Below are 5,799 nucleotides of genomic sequence, written 5' to 3'. Positions count from 1 at the left end.
GGCTTGTGGCTGCCCTGCTCCATCCGCGCTCAGCCAGCCCGGACGGGGGTATCGGTGGCACTCACCCTCCGCAGGCCTGGACAAGGCGGGGCAAGAGATCCCGGAGGGCGTCGTCGCCGGCTTGGGCGAAGCCCACCACGATTCCTTGCCCCGTGGTGGTTGCCAGAGGTGAGGCTGGTTTGCCCCGGGTACCCCAGGCCCAGTAGCTGGACTGACGGCCCACTCGCAGACCGGCTTCCTGGCAGCGGTGCACCACGGTGTCCTCCGGAAGATCGGTGTCAATGACCGCATCAATACCGCCGTGCATGGGGGTCAGGTGGGCGTGATCCGCTTGTTTGAAGGCTTGTTGGACTGCAGCCCGACGGCGACCGTAGGTCGCGCGCATGCGCTGGGTGTGGCGGCGGACGTAACCGGAATCCAACAAGTGCGCCAAGGCGTACTGAGTGGTGGCAGCAACGGGCAGCCCCAATGTGGCGCGTAGACGGGTGACGTCCCCCACCAGGTTCAGCGGCAGCACCAGGTATCCGGTGGCCAAGGACGGTGTGAGCAGTGTGGAGAACGTGCCCAGGAGCGCCACTTGCTCGCGGGAGGTGTCAAGGTCAGAGAGCGTGGGCAGGGGGGTGCCCACGTAGCGCAGCTCCGAATCGAAATCGTCCTCCACAATCAACACGTCCCAGCGTTGGGCCCACTCCAACAAAGCCAGGCGACGATCCAGCGTCAAAGACCCACCCAATGGGTACTGGTGACTGGGGGTCACGATCAGGACGTCCGGGGCGTCCCGTCCCGTGGGCAGCAGGTCCACTCTCAAGCCGTGCGAATCCACTGTGCACGGGACCACTGTGTGCCCGTGCGCGGTGGGGACCTGGCGTAACCCGGGGTGTCCTGGGGATTCAAGGCCGATACGTAGCTGGGTCCGGTTGTTGCGTGCCGCTGCTGCGGCCAGTAGGAGGGTCAGGCCCTCACGAGCCCCGGCGGTGACGGCAATGTGTGAGCTCGGTACGGGAAGAGCTCGCATCAGCCGTAGGTGTTCCGCCACTGCGTTGCGCAGATCGCTCGATCCCAACGGCTGCTCGGGTGCACCGGTGGGTTGTTGTGCGGCATGGCGCCACGCCGAGCGCCAAGCGGTTCCCGCAACCTGGGCTGCGTCTGGTTGACCGGGGCGAAGGTCCACCAGTTCGGTGGGTGGGCCTTGATCGGCAGGGCGGGTCGGGCGTGTGCCTGAGGCATGAGCCGCGACTGCGTGGCGTGGGTCTGGTTGCCTGATGGGCTGTTGATCCAACGTCACGGGGTGAATGCGGTCCAACTGTGGGTGCACCGTGGTGGGTTTGCCTTGGGAGGCCAGCAAATATCCCTCAGCCAACAACTGGTCATAAGCAGCAACTGCGGTTCCGCGCGAAATCTTCAACTGGTTGGCCAGGACCCGCGTCGAAGGCAGGGCATCACCGGGGGTGAGCATGAATCGGGTGATCTGTTCGCGGATGCCGTCAGCCACCTGTACGGGCAGGGGCCTGGGGTCGGATCTGTCCAGCACCAGGGTGAGATCGATGGTGGCACGCGGGGTCATGGTGTGAATTGTTCAGGTTTTCACCCCAACTGGTCCAGTCAAGGTGGTGGGAACTGGATCTTGTGATGGACCAGAAGTTCCGTGAGGATGGCTTCCATGACCGAAACCAGCGCTGCACCCACGTCCACCACCGGCTCACCCCTGGTCAAGCGAGGCCTTGCCGAGATGCTCAAGGGCGGGGTGATCATGGACGTCGTCACCGCCGAGCAGGCACGGATCGCGGAGGATGCGGGTGCGGTCGCCGTGATGGCACTGGAACGGGTGCCCGCTGACATCCGTGCTCAGGGCGGGGTGGCGCGGATGTCTGACCCGGATCTGATTGACCAGATCATCGAGTCCGTCTCCATTCCCGTGATGGCCAAGGCGCGGATCGGGCACTTTGTGGAGGCGCAGGTCCTTCAGGAACTGGGCGTGGACTACATCGACGAGTCAGAGGTGCTCAGCCCCGCCGATTACGTCAACCACATCGACAAACACTCTTTCACCGTGCCTTTCGTGTGCGGGGCCACCAACCTGGGGGAGGCGCTGCGCCGTCTGGCGGAGGGTGCGGCCATGATCCGCTCCAAGGGCGAGGCCGGCACCGGGGACGTCTCCGAGGCCACCAAGCACATCCGCACCATCCGCAAGCAGATTGCCGAGCTGCAGGCCACGTTCCGCGCCAACCCGGATGAACTGTTCGTGGCCGCCAAGCAACTGCAGGCCCCGTACGACATTGTCCGGGAGGTGGCCGAAACCGGGAAGCTGCCCGTGGTGCTGTTCACCGCTGGTGGTGTTGCCACCCCGGCCGATGCCGCCATGATGATGCAGTTGGGAGCCGATGGCGTGTTCGTGGGTTCCGGGATCTTCAAGTCCGGCAACCCCGCCCAGCGCGCGGAGGCCATTGTTGCCGCCACGGCCCAGTACGACGACCCCGCAGCCATTGCCAAGGCGTCCCGCGGTCTGGGCGAAGCCATGGTGGGCATCAACGTGGCAGACCTGCCCGCCCCGCATCGGCTGGCCGAACGCGGCTGGTGACCGCCTGCCGGAGCACGACGCCGCCGCACCGGTCCGCGCCGCAACCTCACCGGTCCGCGGGGTCAGCGGCGGGGTTGCCCGTCCCACGGTGGGAATTCTTGCTTTGCAGGGTGGCGTGGCGGAACATGCCGCCATGCTGGAGACCTTGGGGGCTCGGGTGGTGCCGGTGCGCACGGAAGGTGCGCTGACGGCGTCGTCGTTGGACGGGCTGGTGCTACCCGGTGGTGAGTCCTCCACGGTGGACCGGTTGCTGCGGCGATTCCAGCTGCGTGACCCGCTGGTGGAGATGCTGGCGGAGGGCCTGCCCGTGTTGGGCACGTGCGCGGGGATGATCCTGCTGGCGGAGCAGATCGTGGACCCGGCTCCCGGGCAGCAGTCCCTGGCTGTGGTGCCCATCTCCGTGCAGCGCAACGCTTTTGGGCCTCAAGCGGACTCGGCCACGGAGATGCTGGAGACCACCTTGGGCCCCGTGAATGCCGCCTTCATTCGCGCGCCGGCGGTGGTCTCCGCGGGGGACGGTGTTGCAGTCGTGGCACGTAGGGGCACGGATGTCGCAGGTGACGGGCCGACTGTTGGTGTGGCCACGGATCAAGCGGTGGCACTGTCCTTCCACCCGGAACTCACCGGGGATGTGACCTTCCACCGTGAGTTCCTGAACCGGCTCTGAGCCTGCCCGGCAGGAGAGCCCTGTGCGCAGCGGGGATCTAGTCAGCGTGGATTCAGGTCATGGTGAGGCAGCACACCATGGCTACCGGTAGGGTTCGTAGCAATTGAGCAGGTGGGATCGCAACGGAGGGCCACATGTACCTGGGGATCGACATCGGCACGGGCAGCACCAAAGGCGTATTGGTGGATTCGCAGGGCCGCATCCAACGCAAAAAGGTTGTGGAGCATCTGATGTCGACCCCTCGGACGGGGTGGGCTGAATTCGAGGCAGACACACAGTGGTGGGCTGAAGTCAGGGAGATCTGTGCCGACCTCATGCAGGGCCTCGGAGATGAGTCGCCGGCCGGGGTGTGTGTCAGCGGTATGGGGCCGTGTCTGGTGCTGACGGATGAACAGTTCACTCCCGTGCGTCCTGCGATCCTTTACGGGGTGGACACCCGAGCCCAGGAACAGATTGCCAACCTGACACAGGAACTCGGCGCTGACAACATCGTTCAAACCTGCGGCAACGCATTGTCCAGTCAATCAGTCGGGCCCAAAATGCGTTGGGTTCAGGAGCACGAACCCGAGAATTCTGCCAAGGCCAGTCACTGGTTCAGCGCCCATAGCTTCATAGTGGCCAAGCTGACCGGTTAATACACCATGGACCACCACACCGCCAGCCAGTCTGATCCTCTCTATGACCTGGACAGCGCCGATTGGGTGCCGGATTGGTATTCACGAATCGCTGGGCATCTTCAGCCACCGCGCTTGGCCTGGCCGGCCGACCCAATTGGTACAGTCACCCCCCAAGCCTCTGAAACCACCGGACTTCCGGTCGGCATTCCCGTGTGCGCGGGACCGGTGGATGCCTGGGCCGAGGTATGGGGTGCCGGCGTGCGGAACCCGGGTGACACCATGCTGCAATACGGGTCCACATTCTTTGTTGTTCACAACTTGAAGGCGCCGTCGTCACATGCACAATTGTGGTCCACCGCAGGAGTGGCACCTGGATCCCGGTGCCTAGCGGCAGGTACTGCAACATCGGGAAGCCTGACCACATGGTGGCGGCGTCTGTGGGGGAATCCGGATTTCAGTGCTCTTGCAGATTCGGCAGCAGACGTACCCCCGGGATCCCGAGGTCTGATCGTTTTGCCCTACTTTGCTGGTGAACGGACACCTATTTTTGATGCAGATGCCAGAGGGACCATTACGGGACTCACGCTGGCGCACGGTGCCCCGGAGTTGTTCCGAGCCACCTATGAAGGAATCGCCTGCGGTGTCCGGCAAATTCTCGAGCTACTTGAAGATGGCGCTGAACGCCCCGGGCGACTGGTAGCTGTTGGTGGTAGTACCACTTCAGAATTGTGGGTGCAACTGGTCAGCGACCTCACCGGCAGGACTCAAGAGGTTCCTGAGCAAACCATTGGGGCGGCGTACGGAGATGCCCTGATGGTTGCTCAGGCGGTCCATGACGTGGACACCACACCGTGGACGGCCATCGAGCGCATGGTTGAGCCACAGGAGAAAAACCGTCAGGTGTATGAAGAACTCTCTGCGGACTTCACTGAACTGTATTCTCTCAACCGCGAGATCATGCACCGGTCTGCGCAGCGGCAACGTCAGGCAGAGAGTGATGGGGAGACTGATCGTCTGTCAGTCCCAAAGCCGTGACAAGGGCGCGGGCCGTCGGTTCGTCCGTGATCAGATAATGGAACAATGATTGTTTGGCGGCTGCGATGATGCTGGGGGTTTTGTCCACACCGGCGGCAACAGCAATCCGGTTTGGAATGCGGTGCAAGGTTTCCAACGGAATACGGACCATTCGTTCCGTACCCGGATAGTCAAGGATGGCGCCGTCGTGATCGAAGAAATGTAGGGAGACGTCCCCGGCCGCTGTCCTCAGGGACGGATCCTCTAAGGGCACGCCAGTGGTTATGGCGTTGCGGATGCGCGGCGGCGCGCCGATACCGACCAGGGCAGCGGAGGCGCTTTCCCACATTTCCTGGATTCGCTGAAATCCCGGGTCCGACTTCATGGCTGCGAAAATGGCTGCGGACGGCATGGCTTCGGCAAAGATGAACGTGGGGCGGCCCCCGGTCTTGGAAGCGATGGCGCGGACGAGTTCATTGGTCTGGAACCAGGGCTCCGGATCAGCTTATCCGCCGACTGACGGGACCAGGATCACCCCTGGCATCGGGGGAAGTGCCTGCAGGCTGAGTTCATACACGGTGCGCCCGGAGGCCACCACCACCACGTCCCCGGCATGCAGGGACAGCTGATTGAACACCTTGTTGGTGGCCGGCAGGAGACCCGTTCCCAGGGACTGGGTTTGTGAACCCGCAGCGATCTCCACGCTGCTCACGCCCAGGGCTGTTGCAAGTTCCCGGCCCGGGCCTGCCAGGTGCAAGGCATCTGGCGGCGTGATTGTGGTGGTGAGACCAGCCCCGCCTCCCTGGCCTCTTCCAGAAGGCGGCTGACCGTGGGGCGGGAAACCCCCAGGCGGGTGGCGATCTGCGCCTGGGTTTGGTGGCTCATCATGATCCAGGGTGTAGTTGGGGTCTGAACCCGCCGGT

General features: G+C 63.9%; 7 protein-coding genes and 1 pseudogene. 4 read left to right on the top strand and 4 right to left on the bottom strand.

Features of this window, described 5'->3' with window-relative positions; genetic code table 11:
• Positions 1-61: 61 nt before the first annotated feature.
• The gene (locus L979_RS07655) at positions 62-1,564 is read right to left on the bottom strand and encodes a PLP-dependent aminotransferase family protein (RefSeq protein WP_052209662.1); all 1,503 of its coding nucleotides are present in this window, start codon (positions 1,562-1,564) and stop codon (positions 62-64) included.
• A 96-nt stretch (positions 1,565-1,660) separates the two neighbouring features.
• On the opposite strand from L979_RS07655, the gene pdxS reads away from it, so the two are divergent.
• The 4 genes from pdxS to L979_RS07640 all read left to right on the top strand — a co-directional run bounded on the left by pdxS (position 1,661) and on the right by L979_RS07640 (position 4,897).
• Positions 1,661-2,578, top strand: coding sequence for a pyridoxal 5'-phosphate synthase lyase subunit PdxS (pdxS, locus tag L979_RS07650; RefSeq protein WP_047691172.1), 918 nt, complete (start codon positions 1,661-1,663; stop codon positions 2,576-2,578).
• A gap of 88 nt (positions 2,579-2,666) precedes the next feature.
• Entirely contained in the window at positions 2,667-3,245 is a 579-nt protein-coding gene (gene pdxT, locus L979_RS07645; protein ID WP_047691170.1) for a pyridoxal 5'-phosphate synthase glutaminase subunit PdxT, read from the top strand.
• A 134-nt stretch (positions 3,246-3,379) separates the two neighbouring features.
• Positions 3,380-3,880, top strand: a complete 501-nt coding sequence (locus tag L979_RS16280; protein ID WP_197052103.1) for an FGGY family carbohydrate kinase — start codon at positions 3,380-3,382, stop codon at positions 3,878-3,880.
• Between the two features lie 6 nt (positions 3,881-3,886).
• A complete protein-coding gene (locus L979_RS07640) occupies positions 3,887-4,897 on the top strand; it encodes an FGGY-family carbohydrate kinase (RefSeq protein ID WP_197052102.1) in 1,011 nt (336 codons plus the stop codon).
• On the opposite strand, the pseudogene L979_RS14595 reads toward L979_RS07640, so the two are convergent.
• The 3 genes and pseudogenes from L979_RS14595 to L979_RS07630 form a co-directional block, all read right to left on the bottom strand.
• Positions 4,818-5,351 (bottom strand): annotated as a pseudogene (locus tag L979_RS14595) (sugar-binding domain-containing protein); the annotation flags it as partial. The gene L979_RS07640 and the pseudogene L979_RS14595 sit on opposite strands and share 80 nt — an antisense overlap.
• 30 nt (positions 5,352-5,381) lie before the next feature.
• Positions 5,382-5,588 (bottom strand): hypothetical protein, encoded by a 207-nt coding sequence (locus L979_RS14590; protein WP_052209660.1) that lies wholly within the window; start codon positions 5,586-5,588, stop codon positions 5,382-5,384.
• A complete protein-coding gene (locus L979_RS07630) occupies positions 5,585-5,764 on the bottom strand; it encodes a MarR family transcriptional regulator (protein ID WP_156125484.1) in 180 nt (59 codons plus the stop codon). The genes L979_RS14590 and L979_RS07630 overlap by 4 nt, the downstream gene beginning before the upstream one ends.
• Between the last annotated feature and the right edge of the window lie 35 nt (positions 5,765-5,799).

Origin of the sequence: Kocuria sp. ZOR0020 (assembly GCF_000800955.1) — a bacterium.
GTDB classification, from domain to species: domain Bacteria; phylum Actinomycetota; class Actinomycetes; order Actinomycetales; family Micrococcaceae; genus Kocuria; species Kocuria subflava.
Note: the sequence above shows the minus strand (reverse complement) of the source record. Positions and strands in the feature narration are given on the sequence as shown.